The organism is Streptomyces sp. NPDC034049 (genome assembly GCF_055575575.1).
In genome coordinates this window covers 573,860-597,353 of record NZ_JBVISJ010000001.1, presented here as the reverse complement: position 1 = coordinate 597,353, position 23,494 = coordinate 573,860, and the positions used below count along the sequence as shown (strand labels likewise).

Here is a 23,494-nt window from a genome sequence, read left to right as displayed (position 1 = left end):
GCGCCCTCAGCCGAAGAAGACGCCGACCTCCTCGTACAGGCTCGGATCCACCGTCTTCAGACGGGCCGTCGCGTCGGCGATCGGAACGCGGACGATGTCCGTGCCACGCAGCGCGACCATCTTGCCGAAGTCCCGGTCGCGCACGGCCTCGATCGCGTGGAGGCCGAAGCGCGTGGCGAGCCAGCGGTCGAAGGCCGAGGGCGTGCCGCCGCGCTGGACGTGGCCGAGGACGGTCGTCCGGGCCTCCTTGCCCGTCCGCCTCTCGATCTCCTTGGCCAGCCATTCGCCGACGCCGGAGAGGCGGACATGGCCGAAGGAGTCGAGCGAGCCGTCCTTGAGGACCATCTCGCCGTCCTTCGGCATGGCCCCCTCGGCGACGACCACGATGGGCGCGTACGAGGCCTTGAAGCGGGACGTCACCCAGGCGCACACCTTGTCGACGTCGAAGCGCTGTTCGGGGATGAGGATGACGTTGGCGCCGCCGGCGAGACCGGAGTGGATGGCGATCCAGCCGGCGTGCCGGCCCATCACCTCCACCACCAGGACGCGCATATGGGACTCGGCGGTGGTGTGGAGGCGGTCGATCGCCTCGGTGGCGATGCCGACCGCCGTGTCGAAGCCGAAGGTGTAGTCCGTGGCGGAGAGGTCGTTGTCGATCGTCTTGGGGACGCCCACGCACGGCACGCCGTACTCGTCCGAGAGGCGGGCGGCCACCCCGAGGGTGTCCTCGCCGCCGATGGCGATGAGCGCCTCGACCTCCTGCTTGGCGAGGTTGTCCTTGATCCGCCGGATGCCGTTCTCCTCCTTGAGCGGGTTGGTGCGGGAGGAGCCGAGGATCGTGCCGCCGCGGGGCAGGATGCCACGCACGGCGGGGATGTCGAGGCGGACGGTGTCGTTCTCCAGTGGTCCCCGCCAGCCGTCCCGGAAGCCGACGAAGTCGTAGCCGTACTCCTGTACGCCCTTGCGGACGACGCCCCGGATGACGGCGTTGAGCCCGGGGCAGTCGCCGCCTCCGGTCAGTACTCCGACGCGCATGGAAATGTCCCTTCGCCGCGGTTGCCTGGTGAGGGTCACGCTAATAGTGATCCAGGTCACTTCGGCATGTACGGCAGGTCAATTCCGGCGAATTACGGCTGATCGAGGGGGAGTTGATCAAAGTTGATCAAATCCCCTTCACTCTATGGGGTGATTCGAGGCGTTTACTCGTCGTCGAGTCCGCGCTCTATGGCATAGCGGACCAGCTCCACCCGGTTGTGGAGCTGGAGCTTGCCGAGGGTGTTCTGGACGTGGTTCTGGACCGTGCGGTGCGAGATCACGAGGCGCTCGGCGATCTGCTTGTAGCTCAGGCCCTTGGCGACGAGCCGCAGCACCTCGGTCTCACGGTCGGTGAGTTGCGGGGCCTTCGGCTCGTCGGCGCCCGGGGCGGGCCCGGGCTCGGAGGCGAGGCGGCGGTACTCGCCGAGGACCAGACCCGCGAGGCCCGGCGTGAAGACGGGGTCGCCGACGGCGGTGCGGCGCACGGCGTCGATCAGCTCCTCCGTCGACGCCGACTTCAGCAGATAGCCGGTCGCGCCGGACTTCACCGCCTCCAGGACGTCCGCGTGCTCCCCGCTCGCCGACAGCACGAGGACGCGCAGGGCGGGGTTGGCTCCCACCAGCTCCTTGCAGACCTGCACGCCCGGTTTCGCGGGCAGGTTCAGGTCCAGGACGAGCACGTCCGGCCCGGTGGCGCGGGCGCGCCGCACCGCCTGCTCGCCGTCGCCCGCCGTGGCGACCACGTCGAAGCCGGCCTCGGCCAGGTCGCGGGCGACGGCGTCGCGCCACATGGGGTGGTCGTCGACCACCATGACCCTGATCGGGCCGCCGCCCCCGCCGGGCCGCGCCACCGCGTCCGCCGACCCGCCGTCGCCCACGCTCTCCACGCTGTTCGTCACCGCTTCTCCGCCTTCCCCCGTACGCCCGTCGGCCCCTGTGCGGCCTTGGGTACCTTCAGTTCGACTTCCGTGCCCTGGCCCGGCACCGAGATCAGCTCGGCCGTGCCGCCGATGTCGCGCAGCCGCCCCCGGATGGAGAGGGCCACCCCGAGCCGGCCCTCGCCCTCCGCCTGGGCGAGCCGCCCCTCGGGGATGCCCGGGCCGTCGTCCCGTACCGTCACGACGATCTCGTCCGGCCAGTCCTCGACCAGGATCCAGGCCCTCGCCCCGTCGCCCGCGTGCGCCCGCACATTGTCCAGGGCCGCGCCGACCGCCGCCGCCAGTTCCCGCGCGGCCCCCGGGGCGAGCGGCACCGGGCCACCGGGCTCGGAGAACGTGACCTTCGCGCCGGCGTACGGGGCGAGCAGCGCGCGCAGGTCCACGGGCTCCCCGTCGGCGCCGTCGCCGGAGACGTCCGGTTCGTCCACCACGCGGACGAGGGCGCCCTGGGCCGCGTCCTCCGAGATCCGGGAGACGGGGACCAGGCCGCCGGAGACAAGGGTGCGCAGCGCGACCTCCTGCTCGCCCGCCATCCGGCCCAGTTCGGCGGCCTCGCCGCCGAGAGCGGTGCCGCGCCGCTGGACCATGGCGAGGACCTGGAGGACGCTGTCGTGGATGTCCCGGGCGAGGCGTTCCCGTTCGCGGGTGGCGGCCTCGATCTCCAGGGCACGGGCGAGGGTACGCTCGGAGGCGCGGGCCACCTCGACGACGTAGCCGATGGCGATGGAGGCGACCCAGACCAGCAGCACGTTGTGGACGGTGTCGCGGGTGGGGGCGCCCCGGTGGATCAGGTTGGCGACGGCGACGAGCGTGGAGGCGAAGGCCGCCCAGCGCCAGCCGCCCTTGATGGCGAAGGCCAGGACGGCGCCGGCGGTCCATATCGACGGCAGCGTGGGGCCCCCGGCCTCGACCCGCGCGGCCGAGTCGGCGAGCCGGGTGAGCAGGATGCCGACGATCGCGATGGTGAGGTCGGCCGCGAGGAACCGCTTGGTGCAGCTGGCGGCGCCCGCGACCTTGGGCAGGGTCACCAGCGTCCAGCCGGCCAGCACCGCGAAGTAGGCGACGGCCAGCCAGGGGCGCTCGAACTTGTCGTACGCGCTGACGAAGAGGCCCACGGCGTAGATCATCGTCAGGACCCGGTAGCCGGTGAGCGCACGCCACAGCGGCTGCTCCACCGACATCGTCATGACCCGCTCAAGTTTCGGCACGTCCCCCACCCCCTGCTGACTCGCCACCGGGCTCCCCGGCGTACGCGTCCGGAACGCGACCGTACCCGGGAAGCGGGCGGTCACGAAGCCGGTCGGTCCCTGTCCGCGCCGTCCTTCTCCGGGCGGGCCCTCTCGGCCTGTTCCCTCAGCTCCTTGGCGGCCTGCTCCTTCTCGGCCTTGGCGAGGGCGGCCCTGGCGGCCTTGTCGGCCTCCTTCTCGGCCTTGGCCGCGTCCGCGATCTGCCGCTTGGCGGCGGTCGCGTACATGTCGACGTACTCCTGGCCGGAGAGCTTCATGATCTCGTACATGACCTCGTCGGTCAGCGCCCGCAGGACGAAGCGGTCGTGCTCCATGCCCTGGTAGCGGCTGAAGTCGAGGGGCTTGCCGATACGGATGCCGGGGCGCATGACCTTGGGCAGGACCTTGCCCGGGGGCTGGATCTTCTCCGTGTCGATCATGGCGACGGGGATGACGGGCGCGCCGGTGGCGAGGGCCACGCGGGCCAGGCCGCCGGGCTTGCCCCGGTAGAGGCGGCCGTCGGGCGAGCGGGTGCCCTCGGGGTAGATCCCGAACAGTTCGCCGCTCTCGATGACCTGTATGCCGCTCCTGATGGCGGCCTCGCCCGCGCCGCGTGCACCGGACCGGTCCACCGGGAGCTGGCCGACACCCTTGAAGAAGGCGGCCGTCAGCTTGCCCTTGATGCCGGGGGTGGTGAAGTACTCGGCCTTCGCGATGAACGTGACCTTGCGGTCCAGGACAGCGGGGAGGAAGAACGAGTCCGAGAAGGAGAGGTGGTTGCTCGCGAGGATCGCGGCGCCCTCGGCCGGAATGTTCTCCAGGCCCTCCACCCAGGGCCTGAAGGTGACCTTGAGCGGTCCTCCGATTGCGACCTTCATCGCGCCGTACAACAACCGATTGCCTCTCTGTGATCCGTGGAGGAGACCTTAACCCGGACGCCCGAGGAAGAGTCCGACAGGTCCGACCGGTGTCGAGCGAAGCCCCTGGTCGGTGTCAGTGCGGTCGCGTACGGTGAACCACATCCGGACTCATTCACACCCTTCTCATGAACAGGAGACCGAACCGTGCCGGTCCTTCCTGGAGCCGAGCCGTACCACCACGAGGGCGGGGAGGTGGGAGTCCTCCTCTGCCACGGATTCACCGGGTCACCGCAGTCCATGCGTCCCTGGGCGGAGTATCTCGCCGAGCGCGGGCTGACCGTCGCGCTGCCCCTGCTGCCGGGCCACGGCACCCGCTGGGAGGACCTCCGCCCGACCGGCTGGCAGGACTGGTACGCGGAGGTGGACCGCGAGCTGCGGACCCTGCGCGAGCGCTGTACGCGGGTCTTCGTCGCGGGGCTGTCCATGGGCGGCGCCCTCGCGCTGCGACTGGCCGCGAAGCACGGGGACGCGGTCGCCGGCGTGATGGTCGTCAACCCGGCGAACAAGGTGCACGGCCCGGCCGCGCACGCCCTCCCCCTGCTCCGGCACTTCGTGCCCACCACCAAGGGCATCACCAGCGACATCGCCAAGGAGGGCGTCGAGGAGCTGGGGTACAGCCATGTGCCGCTGCACGCGGCGCACTCGCTGCGTAACTTCCTGCGCCTGGTCGACGGGGAACTGCCCCAGGTCACCCAGCCGTTGCTGCTGCTGCACAGCCCACGGGACCATGTGGTGCCGCCCGTCGACTCCGAGCGGGTCCTCGGCCGGGTGTCGTCGACGGACGTCACGGAGATCCTGCTGGAACAGAGCCACCATGTGGCGACGTTGGACCATGACGCGGACCTGATCTTCGAGGAGAGTCACGCGTTCGTCACCCGGCTGGTGGCGGGATCCGATGCGCCGCGCGCGACGGATCCCGCGGAGGCGGGTGTGAAGAAGTCCGACGCGGAATCCGTACAGCAGTCTGATTCGGGATCCGCGGAGCGGAACGGTCCGGGATCCTTGGGGCAGAGGGAAGGGACGGCCACTGGTGGCTGAGCACGACTCCGAGCGTGAGCCGGAGGAGCAGGGAGCGCCCCTCGGCGCCTCACCCGGCGACCCACGGGGCGACTCCTCGGGCAGCTCCGCGGGCGGTCCCGCCAAGGGCGCCGGGGGCGCCTCGTCGGGCGAGGCGTCGGGCGAGGCGGCGGGCGAGGAGCAGCACGTGCCGTTCGACGAGGACGCCGCCTGGCGGGCCATCGTCGCCGGGTTCGGCGAGGAGCCGCCGGACCCACCGGGTGCCAAGCCGTTCAGGTCCGTGGAGGACCTGGCCCTCCTGGAGCCCGAGCCGGAGGAGTCCGCGGACAAGGCTCCGGACGGCGCCGCCGGCCCCGCGGCCCCCAAGCCGCTCGGCAGCTCGGTCGCGTTCGCGCCCGGTGTCGGGGCGGGCCCGCGCGACTACAGCGTGCCCGACCCGGTCGGCGAGGACACGGGCGACGAGGCCGACGAGGAGGACGAGGACGGCGAGGGCCACTTCGTGCCGCCCGAGCCGCCCCCGCTGCCGGAGGCCGACGCGACCTCCAAGTTCGCCTGGCTGGGCGTGGCCGGCGGCCCGGTCCTGCTGCTGCTCGCCGTGCTGCTCGGCTGGGAGATGACCTGGTGGCTCACCACCCTGGGCATCGGCGGCTTCCTCGGCGGCTTCGCCACGCTGGTGATGCGGATGAGGGAGGACGACGAGGACGACGGCGATCCGGGGCGGGGCGCGGTCGTCTGACCCCACCGCCACCCCACCGCCAACCCACCGACGTCACCACCGTCACCGACGTCGCGTCGCGCACGAGGGCCCGCCCGGGATCGTTCCGGGCGGGCCCTCGCCGTCGCCCGGCGCCACGACGCGGTCCCCGGCGGTCCCAGCGGTCCCGGCGGTCCCAGCGGTCCCAGCGGTCCCAGCGGTCCCAGCGGTCCCAGCGGTCCCAGCGGTCCCAGCGGTCCCAGCGGCGGAATGGAACTCGATTCCGGTGAACGGCGAAGTACGAGTGCACGACCCGAACGAGCCCAAGCCTTCGAGGCGTTCGGACGAACGAGAGGAGCCCCGATGCCCGTCGGACCACCGGGACTCGGCACCCGCGAGCGAGAGCGCGAGGAGAGTGACGCCCGTGTGATCGAGCGGTCCCGGGACGATCCCGAGCTGTTCGCCGTCCTCTACGACCGCCATGCCGACGCCGTCCACCGTTACGCGGCCCGGCGGCTAGGTCCCGAGGCGGCGGAGGACCTGATGGCGGAGACCTTCGCCATCGCCTTCCAGCGGCGGCACACCTACGACCTGGAGCGGCTCGACGCCCGCCCCTGGCTGTTCGGTGTCGCCACCAACCTGCTCGGCAGGCACCGGCGGGCCGAGGCGCGCCGCTTCCGGGCGCTGGCCCGGCTGCCGGAGCCGGTGGAGCACGAGGAGCCGGTCGCGGACCGGGCGGTCGCCAGGGCCGGTGCCACGGGGGTGCGCCGGGAGCTGGCGGCTGCGCTGGCCGGGCTGTCCGCCCGGCACCGCGACGTGGTGCTGCTGGTGGCCTGGGCCGGCCTCGACTACGAGGAGGCGGCCCAGGCCCTCGGCGTGCCCGTCGGCACGATCAGATCCCGGCTGAACCGGGCTCGCGGCAGACTGCGCGAGGCACTGGGCGGATCCGATCCGACCGCTTTCCGAGAGGCAGACGCCCATGCGTGACATCGACGACCCGAGGACCCTGGGGGAGCTGCGAGGCCTCGCCGACTACGACGCGGGGGTGCCCCCGCTGGACGAGGAGACCCGGCGGCGGGGGCGGGCCCGACTGCTGGCCACGATCACCGCGCCGGACGCGGACCGGACACGGAAGCCGGCCTTCCGGCTCGCCCCGCCGGTACACCGCCGTCCGGTCCCGCGGATCGCGCTGAGCGGGCTGGTCGCCGCGGCCGTCACCGCCGGTGTCCTGGTCGCCGTGCAACAGGACGGCGACGACGGCCGGGGCGGGACCGCGAAGCCGCCGGTGACCAGCCTGCCGCCGATGCGGAACGTGAGCGCGCGGACGGTGCTCAACGGGGCGGCCGCGTACGCGCGACAGCACGAGAAGCAGGTCAGTCCGCGGGACGACCAGTTCATGTACACCAAGGAGATCATCAAGGAGACCGACCAGAAGACCGGGAGGACGAAGACCCACGTCGCCGAGAACTGGCGCTCGGTGGACGGCTCCAAGCGTTCGTGGGTCATGGAGCTGGGCAAGGGGTGGTGGGCCCCACCGCTGGCCGCGAACGAGAGCGTGTGGCCGCCGCAGGACTGGAGCAGGCTGCGGAAGCTGCCGACCGACCCGGAGCAGCTGATCCTTGCGGTCCAGAGGGAGTCCTTCGGACGCCAGGGGAAGAACGCCTCCCTCGACGACATCACCGACGAGGAGTGGATGCACATCCACTTCAGCCTCGCCGGGCTGCTCAAGCTGGTCCCGGTGATGCCCGAGGGGCTGCGGCCGGCGGCCTACGAGGCGCTCGGGATGGTCCCGGGGGTCAAGGCGGTGCCGAACCAGAAGGACGCCAAGGGACGGGTCGGCGTGGCCATCACCTACAAGGCCCCGGACCTCCCCGGGGGAAGCTTCGACTACGGCGGCTACTTCATCTTCGACCCGGTGACGTACGCCTTCCTCGGCTTCCGTGACGAGCGTTCCTCGGGCGACGGCAAGAACATGAAGGTGTACACCCAACTCTCCTACCTGGACAGTTGGGCGATCGTCGACCGGGCCAAGGAGTACCCGTCGGCCGCCGGGTAGCGGCGTACGAAACACCCCCTAGGCGTCGGCGGGGACCCTGAGGGCGGCCAGGACCGGCAGGTGGTCCGTGGCCGCCCTCAGGTCGTCGTCGGTGAGGCCGGGGACGCCGAGGGGGACGCCGCAGCCGAGGACCTCGATGCCGGGGGTGGCCAGGATCGCGTCGATGCGCTGGTGGGGGTCGGTGGGGGTGGAGGTGTACTCGCCGCCCCACGGGGTGGTGGTCCAGCAGTCCTGGAGTTCACCGGCGAGGCGACGGAAGGTCGGGCCGTGCGGGCGCTCGTTGAGGTCGCCGCCCGCCACCGCGTGCGGCACACCCAGGCCGGCGAGGTGGTCCAGGAGCATGCCGCCCTGCTCGTACCGCTCGTCCTTCTGGAGGGAGAGGTGGCAGGACAGCACGCCGAGGCGGGCGCGGCCGAAGCGGACCACTGCCGTGGCGAAGCCGCGCCGGTGCAGGCCGGGGGTGAGGGGCAGGAGGACGTCCTCGGCGTGTTCGACCGTGGCGCGGAGGTTGCACAGCAGCGCGGGCCCGCAGGCGGTGGCCCCGCCGGAGAGGGTGACCAGACCGGAGGCGGCGGCGAGCCGCGCGAGCTTCTTGCGCCAGCGGAAGAAGCGGGGGGCCTCCTGGACGAGGACCAGGTCGGGGGCGCAGGCGGTGATCACTCGGGCGAGGGCGTCCGTGTCGTCGCGCATGGAGCGGATGTTGTAGCTGAGGACGCGGATGGTCGCCGAACCGTCGGAGTTGGTGCGGGAGTTGGGGAGCGGGGTCACCATGGGGATCAAGATACGCCCAAGAGCTCGGGTGCATTTGTCCGTTTGCGAGTGACGGTGCGTCGTGGTTTCTCGCGCAGTTCCCCGCGCCCCTGAAGGGCGCGGGGGTGCCGCCGGGCCGTGTCTACATGATCGGGTCGGGTTCTCTCGCCAGGTCCGCCGCGCCCACCAGGCCCGCCTCGTTGCCCAGCCGGGCGGCGATGACGTCGGCGACCGGGCGCCAGTTGCCGCCCACCAGCCAGCGCTTGTAGGACCTGCGGATGGGGTCGAGGACCAGTTCGCCCTCGTCCGACAGGCCGCCGCCGACGATGAAGGCGGAGGGGTCGAAGAGCGAGGCGAGGTCCGCGAGGCCGGCGCCGGCCCAGCGCGCGAGTTCGCGGTAGGAGTCGACGGCGACGGGGTCGCCCTGGCGGGCGGCCATGGAGATGTGCTTGCCCTCGATGCCGTCGGGGGTGCCGTCGCCGAGGCCGAGGAGGAGCTCCGCGTTCTCCGGGGTGGCGTTGGCGCGCTGCCTGGCGTACCGGACGAGGGCACGGCCGGAGGCGTACTGCTCCCAGCAGCCCTGGCTGCCGCAGCCGCACAGCAGGCCGTCGGGGACCATCCGGATGTGGCCGAACTCGGCGGCCACGCCGTAGTGCCCGCGGCGCAGCTTGTTGCCGATGATGATGCCGCCGCCGAGACCGGTGCCGAGGGTGATGCAGATGACGTTGCGGTGGCCCTTGCCCGCGCCGAACTTGTACTCGCCCCAGGCGGCGGCGTTGGCGTCGTTCTCCACGACGACCGGCAGGCCCACGCGGGCCTCGACCTTCTCCTTGAGCGGCTCGTTGCGCCAGTCGATGTTGGGGGCGAAGTAGACCGTCGACCGTTGACGGTTGACATAGCCGGCCGCGCCGATGCCGACGCCGACGATCTCGTGACCGGCTCGCGCGCCCTCGACGGCGGCGGCGATGGCGTCCACGATCCCCTCGGGCGTGCCCGGGGTCGGCACCTTGTGGGTCGAGAGGATGTTGCCTTCCTCGTCGACCACACCGGCCGCGATCTTGGTACCGCCGATGTCGACGCCGATGGTGAGTCCCATGAATCCCTCAGTTTCGGTCGAGCCCCGCTACGGCCAACCGTACCCGAGGCCCTGCCCCTGGACTCCCGGCGTCCGCCCGCCGGACGGGCCCGTCGTCAGTCCAGGTCGATGCGCTCGCCGGGCCCCTGATCGTCCCCTTGGTCGCGGCCCTGCTGGTGGCCGGTGCCCCGGTTCGTCCAGCGGCGCTCCTGGGCCTCGACGGCGGAGCGGTACGCGGCGAGGAGTTCACCGCCGGCGGCGGCGAGATGGTCGAAGACATCCGGGTTGCGTTCGATGACGGGTTCGACGGCGGCCTTGGCCTGGCGGACGACCTGGTCGACCATCTGCTGGGCCGCGCCGCCGGCGACCGCGCCGAGCAGCGGCGACTGGAGCCCGGACAGCTTGTCCGCGACGGTGTCGACCAGCTTGCGCAGTTCCTCGGCGGCCGAGCCCGGGGGCGGCCCGTACCGGGCGCGGCGGCGGGCCTTCTCCGCGATCAGGTCCTCTTCGCACGCCGTGGCCCAGGCGTCGGCGTCGGTGGCGCGCACACGGTCGCTCTCGCGTCCCTGCTCGGCCGTCCGCACCTCTTCGGCCGCGTCCCTGCGAGCGGCCGCGTCCTCGCGAGCGGCGTCGGACGGGGGGCGCTCTTCGCTCATGGCGGGCTCCTGCCTACGGTTCGTACCTTCGACGTTACCCGAACGGACGTATGCGGTTCACCGGGTCCGGGGCCACAACTGCGGGTCCGGCGCGAATCGGATCCTCAGGGAGCCCTCGCGCAGGGCCGCGCCGTCGACGGTGCAGCGGCGCAGTGCCGACGGCAGCGGAACGATACGGCGGAACTGGCCGGCCGTGACGACCAACTCGTCGCCGCGCCGGATGAGATCCAGCTCGTCCCGTAGCGCGCCGGGCAGCGGGATGTGCCACACGAGCACGCCCTCGGCCGCGAGGTTGTCGGTGACGGGCCAGGCGACGCGTGCGGGAGCGTCACCCGTACCGGGTACGCCGAGGGCGGTGAGGTCGTCGAGGCCGCGGGGGTCGTGGCCGAGGTGGCCGACACCCCGTACGGGCCGGCCCTCGCCCTGCTCCTCCCACTCCTCCAACGCCTTGCGCTGCTGGGCGACGAGGCCGGCCAGCCAGGTGTCGTGGATGCCCTGGGGCAGGACGCGGTTGGCGACCAGCAGGTCGACGGGGAGGGCCCGCAGGGCGAGTCCGACGCTCGCGAGGCGCGTGTGGTCGGCGCCGGCCGGGCCGGGCTCGGCGACCAGGCGCACGCTGGTGCCGGGGTCCTCGACGATCGCGGCGACGGCGGCCAGCTCGACGTCCCAGCGGGCGGCCGTCTCGTAGAGCCACTCGGCGGGCATCGGCACCCCGGCGAGCCGTCCGAGGACCGGCCGCAGCGCGCGGGCCGCCTGCCGTTCCGGCGGGAGCAGCCGGCGCAGGTACCGCCGCAGCTCCTCCGGGAGGCCGAGCAGGGCGAGGGCCTGCGGCGCGGGCGGCAGATCGACGACGAGCAGGTCGTACGCCTCCGACAGCGCGGCGTCGCGCAGCGCCCGCAGCAGGGCGAGTTCCTCGGCGCCGGGCAGGGGGGTGAGCTCCTCGGCGTCCAGCCGTCCGGCGCCCAGCAGGTCGAGGACGGAGGCGGCGCGCTCCTGGAACGCGACGAGGTCCTCGCGGAAGCCGGCCGCGGCGTCGGGGCGCCAGGCGGTGAGGCCCGGCGCCACCCGGACGGGCTCGGGTCCCGTGGCCGTGCCGAGGGCCGCGCCCAGCCCGTCCGTGCGGTCGGCGCTCAGCACGAGCGTCCGCGTGCCCGCGCGGGCCGCGTCCAGCGCCGTGGCCGCGGCGACCGTCGTACGGCCGCTGCCGCCTTGCCCGGTGATCAGGATGGTGCGCATGGGGGTGAACGGTAACCCAGCGGGCCGAAGGGGTGGACGGCCGCGCCCCCGTCAGGGGCGCGGGGAACCCCGCGAAGCCACGACGAACCCGCAGCCGCGCCGCGTCCCGGCCGCGGGTCGGTGGGCGAGGGCTACGCCCCCGACTCCACCCGCTTCTTCAGCCCCGCCAGCGCCCGGTCGATGATGACCTTCTCCGCCTTGCGCTTGATCATCCCGAGCATGGGGATCTTGACGTCGACGGTCAGCTGGTAGGTCACCTCGGTCGCCGAGTCGCCCACCGGCTTGAGGAGGTAGGAGCCGTCGAGGGAGCGGAGCATCTGGGACTTGACCAGCGTCCAGGAGACCTCGTTCGCCCCGGCCCAGGTGTACGCCAGGGTCTGGTCGTCCTTGATCGCGCCCGCGTCCATCACGAGCCGGACCTGCTCGGCGCGGCCCTGGCCGTCGGTCTCCAGCACCTCCGCCTCCTTCACCTCGCCCGTCCAGTCCGGGTAGCGGGCGAAGTCGGCGATCACTGCCATGACGTCGGCCGCCGCAGCCTCGATCGTGATGCTCGAACTGGTGAATTCCGCCATCGCCGTGGCTCCTCCAGAGACTGTCCGGTGAGGGAGGTGGGTGCGCACGTATGTGCAGCGTGAAGGCTACCGCGCGCCCGCCGAACCCTCGCCACCCCACCCGGCGTTCACCACTCCAGCGCCCACGGTTTCCCCCTGCCAGCGAAGTGCCCGACGTTGACGCACTCCGTCGCGCCGATCCGCATCCGCCGGGCCAGCGGCTGGTGGACGTGCCCGAACAGGGCGTACCGGGGGCGGGTCCTGCGGATCGCCTCCAGCAGGGCACGGCTCCCCCGCTCGAAGCGGCGCGCCACCGTGTCGTAGACCAGTTCGGGCACCTCCGGGGGGATGTGCGTGCAGAGCACGTCGACCTCGCCGACCGCCTCGATCTTGGCCGCGTACTCCTCGTCGCTGATCTCGTAGGGGGTCCGCATGGGGGTGCGCAGGCCGCCGCCCACGAAGCCGAAGACCCGGCCGCCGATCTCCACCCGCTCGCCGTCGAGCACGGTGGTCCCCGGCCCCGCGTACTCCGGCCACAGCTTCGGCATATCGACATTGCCGTAGGTGGCGTACGTCGGTGTGGGGAAGGCCGCGAACAGCTCGGCGTACTGCTTGCGCACGGCCTTCTCGATCACCGCTGAGCGGTCCTCGCCCACGCCCGCCCAGAGCCGGGCGCCGAGTTCGCGGGCCTCCTCGAACCGCCGGGCGGTGCGCAGTTCGACGAGCCGGGTGGCGTTCTCGGCACCGAAGAGGTCGGGGAAGATGCCGCGGGAGTGGTCGGCGTAGTCGAGGAAGAGGACCAGGTCGCCCAGGCACACCAGGGCGTCGGCGCCCTCACCCGCTCTGGCCAGGTCGCGCGCGTTGCCGTGCACGTCGCTGACCACGTGAATGCGCGTTCTGCCGTTACCGTCCGGTGTGCGTGCCATGACGATCAAGCGTAGGCCTGTGCGGCATACGTGAACAGAGCCGGTCGCACGTGCGGTTACTGGCCAGTCAGCAAGTGAGGGGATTATTCTTCCCGGGAAGAGCCCCCATGTGTGACGCGGAGAACATCTCACCGGACCCCCCTCGCGGAGAGGCCATACCGACGGGTAACGTCCGGGCAGTCCAGTTGTGCTCAGGTTTTCAACCAGTAAGGCCCAAGGAACTACGCGGGACCTGAGCGCTCGCCCCAGCCTTGGACCGCACCGTCGCAGCAACACAGAGTCGTGGCGCCGGCGCCCTATGAGGAGCAGCAGTCTTGCGCGAGTTCAGCCTTCCGGCTTTGTACGAGGTCCCGACGGACGGCAATCTGACCGACATCGTCCGCAGAAACGCCGCGCAGCATCCCGATGTCGCCGTCATCGCCCGCAAGGTGGGCGGCGCCTGGCAGGACGTGAACGCGGTCCAGTTCCTGGCCGAGGTGCGCACGGCGGCCAAGGGGCTCATCGCCGCCGGGGTCCAGCCGGGCGACCGCGTCGGTCTGATGTCCCGTACCCGCTACGAGTGGACCCTGCTGGACTTCGCGATCTGGACGGCCGGCGCGATCACCGTGCCGGTGTACGAGACCAGCTCGCCGGAGCAGGTGCAGTGGATCCTCGCCGACTCGGGCGCGACCGCCATGATCGTGGAGCTGGACGGGCACACGGCCGCCGTCGAGTCGGTCCGCGACAGCCTGCCGGCGCTCAAGCACGTCTGGCAGATCGAGGACGGCGGGGTGGAGGAGCTGGGCCGCCTCGGCCAGGACGTCACCGACGCGGCCGTCGACGAGCGCAGTTCGCTGGCGAAGGCCGACGACCCGGCGACCATCGTCTACACCTCCGGCACCACGGGCCGCCCGAAGGGGTGCGTGCTCACCCACCGCAGCTTCTTCGCCGAGTGCGGCAACGTGGTGGAGCGGCTGCGGCCCCTGTTCCGCACGGGCGAGTGCTCGGTGCTGCTCTTCCTCCCGCTCGCGCACGTCTTCGGGCGGCTCGTGCAGGTCGCGCCGATGATGGCGCCGATCAAGCTGGGCACCGTACCGGACATCAAGAACCTCACCGACGAGCTGGCCTCCTTCCGGCCGACGCTGATCCTCGGTGTGCCGCGGGTGTTCGAGAAGGTCTACAACTCGGCCCGCGCCAAGGCCCAGGCGGACGGCAAGGGCAAGATCTTCGACAAGGCCGCGGACACGGCGATCGCCTACAGCAAGGCGCTGGACACCCCGTCGGGCCCGGCCCTCGGTCTGAAGATCAAGCACAAGGTGTTCGACAAGCTCGTCTACAGCAAGCTGCGCGCGGTGCTCGGCGGCAAGGGCGAGTTCGCGATCTCGGGCGGTGCCCCGCTGGGCGAGCGCCTCGGCCACTTCTTCCGCGGCATCGGCTTCACCGTCCTGGAGGGCTACGGCCTCACCGAGTCCTGTGCGGCGACCGCGTTCAACCCCTGGGACCGGCAGAAGATCGGCACGGTCGGGCAGCCGCTGCCGGGTTCCGTCATCCGGATCGCGGACGACGGGGAGGTGCTGCTGCACGGCGAGCACCTGTTCAAGGAGTACTGGAACAACCCGGGCGCGACCGAGGAGGCGCTGGCCGACGGCTGGTTCCACACCGGTGACATCGGCACCCTCGACGAGGACGGCTATCTCAGCATCACGGGCCGCAAGAAGGAGATCATCGTCACCGCGGGCGGCAAGAACGTCGCCCCGGCCGTGATCGAGGACCGTATCCGCGCCCACGCGCTGGTCGCGGAGTGCATGGTGGTGGGTGACGGGCGGCCGTTCGTCGGCGCGCTGGTCACCATCGACGAGGAGTTCCTGGGCCGTTGGGCCGCCGAGCACGGGAAGCCGGCGGGCTCCACCGCGGCGTCGCTGAGCGCGGACGCCGATCTGAACGCGGCCGTCCAGGCCGCGATCGACGACGGCAACGCCGCGGTGTCGAAGGCGGAATCGGTGCGGAAGTTCCGCATTCTGTCCTCCCAGTTCACGGAGGAGTCGGGCCACCTGACGCCGTCCCTGAAGCTCAAGCGCAACGTGGTGGCGAAGGACTACGCGGACGAGATCGAGGCGATCTACCAGAAGTAGTCACACACGTACGAGGCTATGGCGCGGTGTCCTCCACGAGGACCCGCGCCATCGTGCGTTCGGCGAGCGCGGTGATCGTGACGAACGGGTTCACCCCGATCGAGCCGGGCACCAGCGAACCGTCGGTGACGTACAGCTTCGAGTAGCCCTTCACCCTCCCGTAGCCGTCGGTCGCCCTGCCCAGCACACAGCCACCCAGCGGGTGGTAGGTGAAGTCGTCGGCGAACACCTTGTTGGACGAGCCGAACAGGTCGTACCGGTACATCGTGGAGTTGGCGGAGTTGATCCGGTCGAAGAGCTTCTTGGCCATGGACGAGGAGACCGCGCTCTGGGCGGCGCTCCAGCCGAGCTTCGCCGAGTCGCCGGCGGCGTCGTAGGTGAAGGAGGCGCGCTCGGTGTTCTTGGTGATCGCCAGATAGAGGCTGACCCAGTGTTCCAGGCCGGTGGGCAGGGGGGCGATCTCGGCGAAGACCGGGTTGGCGGTGTTGGCCCAGTCGTCGATGCCCATGACCGGCATGGTCGACTGGTTCTCCCCGACCGTGTCCCACAGGTGGTTGGCCCGGCCGAGCATCACATTGCCGTTGGGGCCCCAGCCGGCGCCGACACTGGCGTCCAGGGCGGGGAGGGTGCCCTTCGCCCGCGCGCGGACGAGCAGTTCGGTGGTGCCGACACTGCCGGCGCCGAGGAACAGGTAGGTGCAGCCGTACTCCTTGGTCTCGACGACCGTGCCCGTGCCGTCGAGGCGGTCGACGGTGACGACGTACGTGCCGTCGCCCAGCCGGCGGATGCCCCTGGCCCGTTCCAGGGTGTGGACGGTGACGTTGCCGGTGCCGAGGGCGGCGGCCAGATACGTCTTGTCGAGGCTCTTCTTGCCGTGGTTGTTGCCGTAGATCACCTCACCGGCGAGGGCCGACTTCGTCGCGGTGCCGGCGGCCTCGCGCTGCATGTGGCCGAAGTCGTAGACGCTGGGCACGAAGGTGGTCCGCAGCCCCGCCTTCTCGGCGTGCGCCCGGGAGATCCGGCTGAAGCGGTACCACTCGGTGGACTCGAACCACGCGGGGTCGACGGTGTTGACGCCGAGCATGGCGCGGGCGCGCGGGAAGTACGTGGAGTACATCTCGGCGGTGTCGACGGTCGGGAACTGCTCGGCGAAGTAGGACCGGAGCGGGGTGACGGCCATGCTGCCGTTGACCAGGGAGCCGCCGCCGACGCCCCGGCCGAGGAAGACCGACATGTTGGCGTAGCGGACCCGGTCCAGGACGCCGGGGTAGGGGCTGATGTCCTTGTTGACGACGTCCAGCCAGAGGAACGTGGCGAGCGGGGCCTCGGTCCGGGTCTTGAACCACATGGACCGCTCGTCCGGCTCCCGGGTCGAGCAGAAGATCTTGCCGTCGGCGCCGGGGGTGGTCCACGCCTTGCCCATCTCCAGGACGAGGGTGCGGATGCCGGCCTGACCGAGCCGGAGGGCGGCCACGGCGGCGCCGTAGCCGGAGCCGATGACGATCGCCGGGGCGTTGTCGACGGCGTCGGGTTCGGCCGCGTGGGCGGACTGGAGGCCGATGCGGGTGAGACCGAGGGCGGCCGCCGTCTGCAGGGCGGCCATACCCAGTATGTGACGTCTCGTCAGCTGACGCTGCATCAGTTTTGCTGTCATGTGCGCAGCATGTGCGGATTATTCGGCTCCGGCTAGGGGCTCGGCCGTGCCGGGTGGCGTCTACCGGGGTGCCGGGTGCTCCTGAAAGGCGAGTTCCGGTCGTCTTGTGGCTGGTCGCGCAGTTCCCCGCGCCCCTTACGGGGCTACAGCAACGTCTTCAAAGTTTCTGCCAACAGGTCCCAGCGCCATTTCTCCTCGACCCACTCCCGGCCCCGCTGCCCCATGCGTTCCCGTAGCTCCGGGTCGCCGAGGAGAGTGACGACGCGCTCCGCGGCCTCCGTCGGGGAGCCGCCGCGTACGACCCAGCCGGTCTCGCCGTCGAGCACGGCGTCGGGCGCGCCGCCGGAGTCGCCCGCGACGACGGGCAGGCCGGTGGCGGACGCCTCCAGGTAGACGATCCCCAGCCCCTCGACGTCCAGGCCGCCCCGGCGGGTGCGGCACGGCATGGCGAAGACGTCGCCGGCGCCGTAGTGGGCGGGCAGCTCGGACCAGGGGACGGCGCCGGTGAAGCGGACGGACCCGGCGACCCCCGTCTCGTGGGCGAGCCGGCGCAGCTCCTTCTCGTAGGGTCCGCCGCCGACGATCAGCAGCACCGCCTCGGGCTCCGCCGCGAGGATGCCGGGCATCGCCCGGATCAGCGTGTCCTGCCCCTTGCGCGGCACGAGCCGCGAGACGCAGACCACGACCGGGCGGTCGGTGAGGCCGAGCCGGGCGCGGACCTCGGCGCCGCCGGAGCCCGGGTGGAAGGTCTTCTCGTCGACGCCGGGCGGCAGTTGGACCATCCGCCCGGCCGCCTCCGGGGTGAGGGCCGTGGCGATCCTGGAGCGGGTGTACTCGCCCAGGTAGGTGATCGTGTCCGTGCCCTCGCCGATCCGCCGCAGCAGCTGCCGGGCGGCGGGCAGCTGGGCCCAGCCCGCCTCGTGGCCGTGCGTGGTGGCCACCAGCCGCGTCGCGCCCGCCCGGCGCAGCGCGGGGGCCATCAGGCCGAGGGGGGCCGCAGCGCCGAACCACACCGACGTACAGCCGTGCTCGCGCAGCAGCGAGACCGCGCGGCGGGTGACGGCGGGCGTCGGCAGCAGCATGGTCGTACGGTCGCGGACGACGGTGAAGGGCTGCTCGGCGTCGAAGGCGGCCGTCGCCTCGACGCCCTCGCGGCTCCGCTTCCACGTCGACGCGTAGACGACGATCCGCTCGGGGTCCAGCCGCAGCGCCATGTTGTGCAGGAACGCCTGGATGCCGCCGGGCCGGGGCGGGAAGTCGTTGGTCACGATCAGGGTCTTGTGCATCGCCGCCGACCCTACCGGCCGCCCCCGGGCTCACCCCGCCGACCCCGGCCCTGCCGCACGGCCGCCGCACAGCCGGACGGGGGATCATGTCCCTCACCAACACGAACCGGTGCGCGGACGGACAGGGACTCACGTGGCTCAGACCGACATGACGGGCTCTCGTCGACGGCTCCCGTTCGGGCTGCTCGCGCTCTGGGGCGCGACCCGGCTGCTCCTGCTGCTGTTCGTCTTCAAGGTGTTCGTGTTCCCGGGACCGGACGTCACCGGCGACGTCTCGGTGATCTACCACGGCTGGTACGGGACCCTGCGCGCGGGAACGTATCCCCTGGACGACGTCACCTGGCAGTACCCGCCCGCCGCCGCCCTCGCGATCCTCTCCCCCGCGCTGCTGCCCTTCCTGGACTACGCCTCGGCCTTCTTCGTCCTCGCCCTCCTCGCCGACCTGGCGGTCCTCGCGCTGCTCCTGTACGCGGGCACCCGCCCCGGGAGGACCTGGCGCGGCGCCCGGGTGTGGGTGGTGGGCCTGCCCCTGCTGGGTCCGACCGTGTACGCCCGGTACGACGTGATGGTGACGGCGGTGGCGGTCGCCGCGCTCCTCGCCGGCAGCCGCCATCCGCGCGCCATGGGGGCGCTGACGGCCTTCGCGGCCCTGCTGAAGGTGTGGCCGGCGCTGCTGCTCCTGGGCGCCCGCCGGCCCGCCGCCTGGGCCTGGGCGGCGGCGACCGGCCTGGTGCTGGCGGTGGGCTTCGCCCTGGCCATGCCGGGCGCCTTCGCCTTCCTGACCTTCCAGCGCGACCGGGGCACCGAGGTGGAGTCGCTGGGCGCGCTCGTCCTCCATGTCGCCCGGCAGTTCGGCTGGGACGGGGAGGTCCTGCTCAACTACGGCTCGGTGGAGTTCCTCGGCCCGTACGTCGGCGTCGTCAGCGACGCGGCCCTGGCGCTCAGCGGGGTGGCCTTCGCCTGGCTGCTGCTGTGGCGGGTGCGGGCGCGGCGGTTCGCGCCGCACACGCTCGCGGACGCGGCGTTCGTGGGGGTGCTGCTGTTCACGGCGACGAGTCGGGTGATCAGTCCGCAGTACATGGTGTGGCTGGTGGGGCTGGCAGCGGTCTGTCTCTGTTTCCGGGCGAGCCGTATGGGGCTGCCGGCGGTCATGGTGCTGGTGGCGTGCTTCGTGACCGTCCTGGAGTTCCCGATCTGGTTCGGCCATGTCGTGGCCAGCGACTGGCTGGGCGTCACGCTCCTCTTCGTCCGCAACGGCCTGCTGGTGCTGGCGGCGCTTCTCGGGGGATTGGAGCTGTGGAGGGGGGCGGTGGGGCCGGGGGTGCGTCGTCGGGTGCGGGTGGGTGGGGCTTCTCGCGCAGTTCCCCGCGCCCCTGAAAAGCAGGGGCTGCGCCCCGTGCTTTTCACCCCGCAGCCCCGTGAACTTTCAGACCCACAGGATCGTCGGCTTTGAGGCCCGCAGGACCGCGGTCTTCCAGGCCCGCAAGGGGCGGGGCTTTCAGGCCCGCAGGGCCTGGGCTTTGGGGGGCGCGGGGAACTGCGCGAGAAGCCCCACGCACCCGCACCCGACAACGCACCCGGCCCCACCCTCACCCTCACCCCAACTGCGCCCGCACGTACTCCCTCCACTGCTCCGTGAACTCCCCCACCGTCGTCCCCAGAACCTCCTCCAACGCCCCCTCCACCGCCCCCTCCCGCTCCCCGTGCGCCCCCACCGCCCGGTAGAACTCGCCCAGCCGCACCTCGCCCCAGCGGTCCGCGATCAGACGGCAGGCCAGCCACCCGCTCTCGTAGGCCTGCGCGAGCGTGCCGGAGTCGTCGGCGAAGCCGAAGTCCGCGTCGGCGGGGAGCGCGTCCGGCAGCCGCCCCTCCGCCAGCGCCCGTTGCAGCTCGGGGGCCACCTCGCGGGCCCCGCGGCCCGTGCCCCGGTAGCCGACCCAGTCCGCGTAGCCCTCGGAGAGCCACAGCGGGGTCGCCGCGTTGGTGTGGGCGCGGGTGGCGACGTGGGTCGTCTCGTGGGTGAGAACCACCTGCTTGCCGAAGTCGCCGAGGACGGCGTACGCGTCGGGGTTGACGACGATCCGGTCCGCCGGCGCCTTCGTCGCACCCCCCGCCTCCCCGGTGGTGACCGCGGCTATCCCCCGGTACCCGGAGGCGGGCGACCCCAGCAGCCCCGCCATCTCGTCCAGCGACTCCGGTACGACGACCACGACGCGCCGCGCCCAGTCCTCGCCCCACGCCTCCGTCACGGCGGGTACGGCCCGGTCCGCCAGCGTCGCGTAGGCACGCAGGGCGTCCGCCGACCGCCCGACCCCCAGCACCAGGCTCCGTTCCCCCCGTACCGCGACGATCCGCCCCTGCTCCCAGAGCTGTTCGGTGCCCTTCTTCGACGGCTCGTCGGCGGCGACCCGCCACGTCCCGTCGTCGTCCCGGACGAGGGTCAGGGTCCGTACGGCGGTGACGGGCGCCTGGTCGTAGCCGCGGATCCGGTAGCGCAGGGCGGCCTCGGCGGTGGCCCGGTCACCGGTGCGCCGGAAGGAGTTCAGGTCGTACGACCAGGAGGACAGCGGCAGACCGCGGAGGTTGGCGAACTCGGCTGCCCCGGTGGCCAGTTGACCGGCGACGGAGGGGTCCGGCGCCTCGGTGGCGCGGTAGGCCGCCCCGTCCCGCTCCAGGACCGCCTCGGCCCGCCGGTCGAGCATCCGCTCGACGTCGGCGCGGGCGGCGTCCGCGGCCGCGCTGCCGCCGCAGCCGGCGAGGAGGGCGAGGGCGAGAGCGACCGCCGAGGGGACCCTCGCGCGTCCCGGGAGCCCGCGCCGGACCCCCGACCCGGGCCGGGAACGCGTCGTGCGCCTTCGACCAGCCACGTTCCCGATCGTACGGGGCGCCGGCCGCCTCGTGACGACCGGAGCCGGCGGCGGTCAGGGACGGGTGACCGAGGCGATCGGCATCATGCCGACGGGGTCGTAGCGGACCGGGGCGCCCGGGTAGGGGGCGTGGATGACCTGTCCGTTGCCGACGTACATGCCGACATGGCTGGCGTCGGGCCGGTAGGTGACCAGGTCGCCGGGCTGGGCCTGGGAGAGCGGGACCTGGGTGCCGGCGTACCGCTGGGCCTGCGAGGTGCGCGGGAGGCCGACGCCGGCCTGCCCGTACGACCAGACCATGAGGCCGGAGCAGTCGAAGCCGTCGGGGCCGGTGGAACCCCATACGTAGGGCTTGCCGAGGGCGGAGCGGGCCGCGGCGACGGCGGCGGCCGCGCGGCCGTTGGGGGCGACCGCGCCCGAGGGTTCGGGCATGTCGGTACGGCCCGCGGCGGTGGAGCGGGAGGCGCGGTCGTACGCGGCGCGCTCCTCGTCCGGGAGGGAGTTGAGCAGCTGCCGGGCTGCCGCGAGCTTGCCCTCGACGGTCCGCTTGTGCCGGGCGACGGCCTTGCGGCTCTTCTCCAGTTCGGTCAGCTTGCCGCCGGCCTCCGCGCGGTTTTGATGGAGGTCGCGCAGGGCCTGCTGGAGGTCGTGGAGTTCGCCCGCCTGGTGGGCGCTGATGCGGTCCAGGGCTGAGGCCCGGTCCAGGTAGTCGTCGGGGTTCTCGGAGAACAGCAGGGCGATCGACGGGTCGAGGGCGCCGGAGCGGTACTGGGCGCCGGCGAGCGACCCCAGCGACTCCCGCATGGTGTTGATGCGGTCCTGCTGCCGGGCGATCGCGTCCTGTGCGGTGCCGACCTGCTCGCGCAGCGCGTCGGCGCGCTCGTCGGCCTTGTTGTAGGCCTCGGTGGCCCTCTCGGCCTCCTCGTACAACCGGTCCACCTCGGCGCGGGTGTTGTCGTGCGGCGCGGCGGCGGCCGGCTGGACGGGGATGGCGCCGAAAGCGGCGGCAGCGGCGGACAGCACACCGAGGGCGGCGGCCGCGCCCCGGTCGAACCCGGACGGTACAAGGCGACTGTGGGACACCACGGGAAGCCGCACTCCCTTCGACGGTGGACAGGGCCCTCCCCGGCCCGGAGGGCGCCCCCGGCAGGGGTGCGCTCACGGCGGGTGAGGGAAGCGCGGCCGACAGTAGCCGCGCGACGGTCTCCCAGCCAAAGACCTCAGCGGCAACAGAGCGTGACGTCCGGCCTGGGACCCAGGTCACCAGCGGGTGAAGGGGTCAGCACGAGGTGCGGGAATTCGCCCGTTCGGGCGGCGTCGTGTCCTGATCTTGAAGAAAAACAGGGCTGATCGTCACACAGTGTGACGATCAGCCCTGTTCGAGGCGGAGCGGGTGTCAGCCGCCGACGCGGACACCGAACTGGAAGCTGCCGATGGTGCTCATCGACTCGTAGCGGACGACCTTGCCCGGATAGGGGGCGTGCAGGACCATGCCGTTGCCCGCGTAGAGGCCGACGTGGCCGAGGTCGTTGAAGAACACCAGGTCGCCCGGCTTGAGCTGGTCGCGCCCGATCTTCGTGCCGTCGTTCTGCTGCGTGTACGTGGTCCGGCTGATCGAGACACCGGCCTGGGCGTAGGCCCACTGGGTCAGCCCGGAGCAGTCGTAGGAGTTGGGGCCGCTGCCGCCGGAGACGTACGGCTTGCCGACCTGGGTGTCGGCGGCCGCGAGGGCGGCGGCGCCGTAGCTGGACGCGGGCGCCTCGTCGCCGAGTTCGACGCGTTCCCCGGCGTCGCGGCTGGCGCGGGTCTCCTGCTCGTCCAGGGCGGCCTTCTCCTCGGCCGTCAGGGTGTTGAGGAGCTTCTGCGCGGCGGCCAGCTTGCTCTGGACTTCCTTCTTCTTGTCGGCCAGGGTCTCGCGGGTGTCCGCGAGGTCCTCCAGCTTCTCCGTGGCCTCCTGGCGCTGCTGCGCGAGCGCGCGCTGCTTCTCCTGGATCTTCTTGAGCGCCTCGACCTGCTGGCTGGTCAGCTGATCGAGGGTGGCGGCCTTGTCCAGGTAGTCGTCCGGGTCGGCGGAGAGGAAGAGCTGGATCGAGGAGTCGATGCCACCCGAGCGGTACTGGGCGCTGGCCGCCAGGCCTATGCCCTCACGGAGCTCGTTGAGCTCCTCCTGGCCCTTGGCGACGTTGTCCTGGATCGTGGAGATCTCTTTCTCGAGCTTCTCCTGCTTCTCCTCGGCCCCGTTGAGCTTGTCGGTGGCCCGCCCGGCGTCCTCGTAGAGCTTGTGCACCTTGGCCTGGACGTCGTCCTTGCTCGGCTTCTCGGCGGGCGCGGCGTTGGCGGCCTGCGAGGTGAGGGCCACGGCAGCGGCGGCGGCAGAGGTGAGCACGGTCACACGCGCTCGGCTCGGCTGCTTGGGTCGACGGTGGGACGCCACGGTAGGTGAACTCCTTCTTGTGAGCGACCGACCGGCGGGGACTCCGGCGACGATCACCCGTT

At 72.2% G+C, this 23,494-nt stretch carries 21 protein-coding genes; 6 read left to right on the top strand and 15 right to left on the bottom strand.

Translation table 11 applies throughout. From position 1 onward, the window contains the following. Window positions 1-6: 6 nt before the first annotated feature. The 4 genes from ACZ52C_RS02635 to ACZ52C_RS02620 form a co-directional block, all read right to left on the bottom strand. Window positions 7-1,035, bottom strand: coding sequence for a 6-phosphofructokinase (locus ACZ52C_RS02635; RefSeq protein WP_469073044.1), 1,029 nt, complete (start codon window positions 1,033-1,035; stop codon window positions 7-9). Between the two features lie 164 nt (window positions 1,036-1,199). Next, window positions 1,200-1,847, bottom strand: a complete 648-nt coding sequence (locus tag ACZ52C_RS02630; protein ID WP_469073417.1) for a response regulator — start codon at window positions 1,845-1,847, stop codon at window positions 1,200-1,202. Between the two features lie 83 nt (window positions 1,848-1,930). After that, the gene (gene macS / locus ACZ52C_RS02625; protein ID WP_469073043.1) at window positions 1,931-3,160 is read right to left on the bottom strand and encodes a MacS family sensor histidine kinase; all 1,230 of its coding nucleotides are present in this window, start codon (window positions 3,158-3,160) and stop codon (window positions 1,931-1,933) included. Window positions 3,161-3,261: 101 nt separating this feature from the next. Further along, window positions 3,262-4,077, bottom strand: a complete 816-nt coding sequence (locus tag ACZ52C_RS02620) for a lysophospholipid acyltransferase family protein (RefSeq protein WP_469073042.1) — start codon at window positions 4,075-4,077, stop codon at window positions 3,262-3,264. 186 nt (window positions 4,078-4,263) lie between these two features. Here ACZ52C_RS02620 and ACZ52C_RS02615 point away from each other — a divergent pair, with 186 nt between their 5' ends. The 4 genes from ACZ52C_RS02615 (at window position 4,264) to ACZ52C_RS02600 (ending at window position 7,886) form a co-directional block, all read left to right on the top strand. After that, complete coding sequence (locus ACZ52C_RS02615) at window positions 4,264-5,157, top strand: alpha/beta hydrolase (protein ID WP_469073041.1); 894 nt, start codon at window positions 4,264-4,266, stop codon at window positions 5,155-5,157. Next, window positions 5,150-5,872 carry a hypothetical protein gene (locus tag ACZ52C_RS02610; protein ID WP_469073040.1) on the top strand — a complete coding sequence of 241 codons (723 nt, stop codon included), beginning with the start codon at window positions 5,150-5,152 and terminating at the stop codon, window positions 5,870-5,872. The genes ACZ52C_RS02615 and ACZ52C_RS02610 overlap by 8 nt, the downstream gene beginning before the upstream one ends. A gap of 321 nt (window positions 5,873-6,193) precedes the next feature. Next, the gene (locus ACZ52C_RS02605; RefSeq protein ID WP_469073039.1) at window positions 6,194-6,817 is read left to right on the top strand and encodes an RNA polymerase sigma factor; all 624 of its coding nucleotides are present in this window, start codon (window positions 6,194-6,196) and stop codon (window positions 6,815-6,817) included. Next, a complete protein-coding gene (locus ACZ52C_RS02600; RefSeq protein WP_329898955.1) occupies window positions 6,810-7,886 on the top strand; it encodes a CU044_5270 family protein in 1,077 nt (358 codons plus the stop codon). The genes ACZ52C_RS02605 and ACZ52C_RS02600 overlap by 8 nt, the downstream gene beginning before the upstream one ends. A gap of 18 nt (window positions 7,887-7,904) precedes the next feature. On the opposite strand, the gene ACZ52C_RS02595 is transcribed toward ACZ52C_RS02600, so the two are convergent. From ACZ52C_RS02595 to ACZ52C_RS02570, 6 genes are all read right to left on the bottom strand, one after another. Further along, window positions 7,905-8,657 carry an endonuclease/exonuclease/phosphatase family protein gene (locus tag ACZ52C_RS02595; RefSeq protein ID WP_469073038.1) on the bottom strand — a complete coding sequence of 251 codons (753 nt, stop codon included), beginning with the start codon at window positions 8,655-8,657 and terminating at the stop codon, window positions 7,905-7,907. Window positions 8,658-8,778: 121 nt separating this feature from the next. Next, window positions 8,779-9,732 (bottom strand): ROK family glucokinase, encoded by a 954-nt coding sequence (locus tag ACZ52C_RS02590; protein WP_469073037.1) that lies wholly within the window; start codon window positions 9,730-9,732, stop codon window positions 8,779-8,781. Window positions 9,733-9,827: 95 nt separating this feature from the next. Continuing rightward, window positions 9,828-10,367 carry a DUF5304 domain-containing protein gene (locus tag ACZ52C_RS02585; protein WP_469073036.1) on the bottom strand — a complete coding sequence of 180 codons (540 nt, stop codon included), beginning with the start codon at window positions 10,365-10,367 and terminating at the stop codon, window positions 9,828-9,830. Window positions 10,368-10,424: 57 nt separating this feature from the next. Next, window positions 10,425-11,603 (bottom strand): ArsA family ATPase, encoded by a 1,179-nt coding sequence (locus tag ACZ52C_RS02580; RefSeq protein ID WP_469073035.1) that lies wholly within the window; start codon window positions 11,601-11,603, stop codon window positions 10,425-10,427. Between the two features lie 131 nt (window positions 11,604-11,734). Then, entirely contained in the window at window positions 11,735-12,175 is a 441-nt protein-coding gene (locus ACZ52C_RS02575) for an SRPBCC family protein (protein ID WP_469073034.1), read from the bottom strand. A gap of 107 nt (window positions 12,176-12,282) precedes the next feature. Further along, window positions 12,283-13,038, bottom strand: a complete 756-nt coding sequence (locus ACZ52C_RS02570; protein WP_045555355.1) for a metallophosphoesterase family protein — start codon at window positions 13,036-13,038, stop codon at window positions 12,283-12,285. Window positions 13,039-13,394: 356 nt separating this feature from the next. Between ACZ52C_RS02570 and ACZ52C_RS02565 the strand changes: the two genes are divergently transcribed. Further along, entirely contained in the window at window positions 13,395-15,191 is a 1,797-nt protein-coding gene (locus tag ACZ52C_RS02565) for an AMP-dependent synthetase/ligase (RefSeq protein WP_469073033.1), read from the top strand. A 16-nt stretch (window positions 15,192-15,207) separates the two neighbouring features. Here ACZ52C_RS02565 and ACZ52C_RS02560 read toward each other — a convergent pair whose 3' ends face one another. Both ACZ52C_RS02560 and ACZ52C_RS02555 read right to left on the bottom strand, forming a co-directional pair. Further along, a complete protein-coding gene (locus ACZ52C_RS02560) occupies window positions 15,208-16,830 on the bottom strand; it encodes a GMC oxidoreductase (protein ID WP_469073416.1) in 1,623 nt (540 codons plus the stop codon). A 158-nt stretch (window positions 16,831-16,988) separates the two neighbouring features. Beyond that, window positions 16,989-18,131, bottom strand: a complete 1,143-nt coding sequence (locus ACZ52C_RS02555; RefSeq protein ID WP_093788245.1) for a glycosyltransferase family 4 protein — start codon at window positions 18,129-18,131, stop codon at window positions 16,989-16,991. Window positions 18,132-18,279: 148 nt separating this feature from the next. Between ACZ52C_RS02555 and ACZ52C_RS02550 the strand changes: the two genes are divergently transcribed. Further along, complete coding sequence (locus ACZ52C_RS02550; RefSeq protein ID WP_469073415.1) at window positions 18,280-19,584, top strand: glycosyltransferase 87 family protein; 1,305 nt, start codon at window positions 18,280-18,282, stop codon at window positions 19,582-19,584. A 142-nt stretch (window positions 19,585-19,726) separates the two neighbouring features. Here ACZ52C_RS02550 and ACZ52C_RS02545 read toward each other — a convergent pair whose 3' ends face one another. From ACZ52C_RS02545 to ACZ52C_RS02535, 3 genes are all read right to left on the bottom strand, one after another. Beyond that, the gene (locus ACZ52C_RS02545) at window positions 19,727-20,998 is read right to left on the bottom strand and encodes a Cif family virulence factor (RefSeq protein ID WP_469073032.1); all 1,272 of its coding nucleotides are present in this window, start codon (window positions 20,996-20,998) and stop codon (window positions 19,727-19,729) included. A 54-nt stretch (window positions 20,999-21,052) separates the two neighbouring features. After that, window positions 21,053-22,084, bottom strand: coding sequence for a C40 family peptidase (locus tag ACZ52C_RS02540; protein WP_469073031.1), 1,032 nt, complete (start codon window positions 22,082-22,084; stop codon window positions 21,053-21,055). 310 nt (window positions 22,085-22,394) lie between these two features. After that, window positions 22,395-23,432, bottom strand: coding sequence for a C40 family peptidase (locus tag ACZ52C_RS02535; protein WP_469073030.1), 1,038 nt, complete (start codon window positions 23,430-23,432; stop codon window positions 22,395-22,397). Window positions 23,433-23,494 lie beyond the last annotated feature (62 nt).

Excerpts from the sequence above, each read along its gene's own strand:
- ACZ52C_RS02635 (WP_469073044.1), bottom strand. The coding sequence starts at position 1,035 with ATGCGCGTCGGAGTACTGACCGGAGGCGGCGACTGCCCCGGGCTCAAC.
- ACZ52C_RS02630 (WP_469073417.1), bottom strand. The coding sequence starts at position 1,847 with ATGGTGGTCGACGACCACCCCATGTGGCGCGACGCCGTCGCCCGCGAC.
- macS (WP_469073043.1), bottom strand. The coding sequence starts at position 3,160 with ATGACGATGTCGGTGGAGCAGCCGCTGTGGCGTGCGCTCACCGGCTAC.
- ACZ52C_RS02620 (WP_469073042.1), bottom strand. The coding sequence starts at position 4,077 with ATGAAGGTCGCAATCGGAGGACCGCTCAAGGTCACCTTCAGGCCCTGG.
- ACZ52C_RS02605 (WP_469073039.1), top strand. The coding sequence starts at position 6,194 with ATGCCCGTCGGACCACCGGGACTCGGCACCCGCGAGCGAGAGCGCGAG.
- ACZ52C_RS02600 (WP_329898955.1), top strand. The coding sequence starts at position 6,810 with ATGCGTGACATCGACGACCCGAGGACCCTGGGGGAGCTGCGAGGCCTC.
- ACZ52C_RS02595 (WP_469073038.1), bottom strand. The coding sequence starts at position 8,657 with ATGGTGACCCCGCTCCCCAACTCCCGCACCAACTCCGACGGTTCGGCG.
- ACZ52C_RS02590 (WP_469073037.1), bottom strand. The coding sequence starts at position 9,732 with ATGGGACTCACCATCGGCGTCGACATCGGCGGTACCAAGATCGCGGCC.
- ACZ52C_RS02585 (WP_469073036.1), bottom strand. The coding sequence starts at position 10,367 with ATGAGCGAAGAGCGCCCCCCGTCCGACGCCGCTCGCGAGGACGCGGCC.
- ACZ52C_RS02580 (WP_469073035.1), bottom strand. The coding sequence starts at position 11,603 with ATGCGCACCATCCTGATCACCGGGCAAGGCGGCAGCGGCCGTACGACG.
- ACZ52C_RS02575 (WP_469073034.1), bottom strand. The coding sequence starts at position 12,175 with ATGGCGGAATTCACCAGTTCGAGCATCACGATCGAGGCTGCGGCGGCC.
- ACZ52C_RS02560 (WP_469073416.1), bottom strand. The coding sequence starts at position 16,830 with ATGCAGCGTCAGCTGACGAGACGTCACATACTGGGTATGGCCGCCCTG.
- ACZ52C_RS02555 (WP_093788245.1), bottom strand. The coding sequence starts at position 18,131 with ATGCACAAGACCCTGATCGTGACCAACGACTTCCCGCCCCGGCCCGGC.
- ACZ52C_RS02550 (WP_469073415.1), top strand. The coding sequence starts at position 18,280 with ATGACGGGCTCTCGTCGACGGCTCCCGTTCGGGCTGCTCGCGCTCTGG.